Origin of the sequence: Pantoea sp. ARC270, from assembly GCF_003236725.1 — a bacterium.
GTDB lineage: Bacteria > Pseudomonadota > Gammaproteobacteria > Enterobacterales > Enterobacteriaceae > Pantoea > Pantoea anthophila.
Map to the genome: position 1 here is coordinate 1 of NZ_PUGA01000077.1, position 1,956 is coordinate 1,956.

Here is a 1,956-nt window from a genome sequence, read left to right on the forward strand (position 1 = left end):
CCTCTTAAGGTGCGTAATGCACTGTGCATTCACCCTGAGACTGCGGCACCGGATAAGGGTACAGCCGGTATCGGGTAATGCATAACGAGCCATCGCTCACACGTATTAAAAAAACCATCGCGTCAGCTCAGGTTGTCGGGGGACACAGCGCGCGAGAAAAAATATAATGGCAATCGATAATTCAAAGAAGATGATGCAAAAAAGTTAACGACGTTTAACCTCATTTACTTGCAAATATAGAATCATCATCTCTTTTAGCAACTTTGAAAGTTTTAATTATTATCTTCAGTATTTCAATACACGCAGATTGCCGTAAATCAGGCGAGTAAAACGCGCTGGTTACAGGCTTACAGGGAGGTCATGATGAACTTAATCAGCATGCGATACTTTGTTGAGCTGGCTGAAAATTTAAATTTTACCAGGGCTGCACAAAATCTTTCAACCTCTCAGCAAAATCTCAGTGTACACATAAAAAAATTAGAGGATTATTATGATACGATTCTCTTCCACAGAAAACCGCAGATTAAACTCACTCAGGCCGGCAGCGCGCTGTATGATTCTGCGATAAAGATACTGATGGAGAGCGATAATATCTCATCGCGATTAAGCGATATTAAGCATCATCATATTGGCACGTTATATATCGGGGCGACGCCCTACAGAGGAAGTTACTGGCTTCCTATGGTTCTGCCGGATTATATAAAAAATTGGCCCAACATTACGATAAACCTGACAAACGAAAAATCAGCCAGGATGGAACAGATGCTGATGTCCGGAGAGCTGGATTTTTTTGTCGGGATAAAACAAGGGGATGACCCCCTGTTAAATACCATCCCATTGATGAACGACAGGCTCTATCTTGCCGTAAATAAAAATCTGCTGATTGAGCATTTTGGCAGTGACACGGATAATTTTATCGCAGGATGCCAGCAGGGCACGACGCTTGATAAATTCAAAGACTTTCCCTTTATCTGTTTTAAATCGGATTACCGGCTGCACAAAATTGTTAACGCATGCTTTGAGGAGGCGGGATTTGAACCGCGGAGAATATTTGAGGTTGACTCCATCGATGTTATGCTTGCCCTGTTTGAATTTGGTGTCTTTTTTCTGACTGAAATAAGAATACCCTCCTTACAGGAACGCTATCCGGAAGGTGTGTTTCTGCCCGTTCTTCTTCAGAATGACTATGTTTTCAGTCCGCTGAGCATTATTTACCACAAAAACCGCTATCTATCACGCTATGCGCGTGACTTCATCTCCCGGACAACGGCGCTATTTGGTACGCCCGGACCTTTTTCACGGCATCGCTGACGCAACCCGCGTGGTGATAAGCTTTCCAGTAACGGAGTTGACGGTTTTATTATGAACCAGACTCCGGAATTTCTGTGAGGTTAATTGCAAATCTCACCGTTTTATATTGACGGCTTAAGCGTGATTAACGAAGGCCTTATTGCAGAATAGTTAAATTAATTTTAAATAATGCATAAACAACATTTCTTTGTCGGAAATAAATAAAATATTGTTTCTGTTGGTGCGTATTAAAAAATAGAATGCCCGCAAGATCATTATATTCACCCGGTTTCCGATAGGGTGAAGGTTCTTCTTTATTATCTGACAGGACTTTGTGAGGCAGGAAATGTGCGAAATCACTATTGAAAAGATAAAAGAGTTTTTCCCTCAGTTAGCAGCAGTCAAAAACAGAAGGCTTGCGGATGCTGCATGTGAAATCTGGGTTGAGGCATTTCGGAACAGTGCATGGGAGAACATTGAAGATGCACAGTTTGCGATCAGAGCACCGGATGTTTCTTTGGTTAAGCATACCGAGGATGTCACGGACAATGTCCTGCTTATTGCCCGGAATATCCAGAAAAAATTCGGGTATGAAGTTGACACCGATATTCTGATTGTTTCCGCTGTACTGCATGACATATGCAAGCTGGAAGAGATGGAGATGGG

The 1,956-nt window shown here is 42.4% G+C and carries 1 protein-coding gene and 1 pseudogene; both read left to right on the forward strand.

The genetic code is table 11. From position 1 onward, the window contains the following. Positions 1-360: 360 nt before the first annotated feature. Positions 361-1,311, forward strand: a complete 951-nt coding sequence (locus CKF42_RS20880; protein WP_233501071.1) for a LysR family transcriptional regulator — start codon at positions 361-363, stop codon at positions 1,309-1,311. 325 nt (positions 1,312-1,636) lie between these two features. Beyond that, positions 1,637-1,956 (forward strand): annotated as a pseudogene (locus tag CKF42_RS20885) (HD domain-containing protein); the annotation flags it as partial.

Coding starts and splice junctions, on each gene's coding strand:
- CKF42_RS20880 (WP_233501071.1), top strand. CDS start 361: ATGATGAACTTAATCAGCATGCGATACTTTGTTGAGCTGGCTGAAAAT.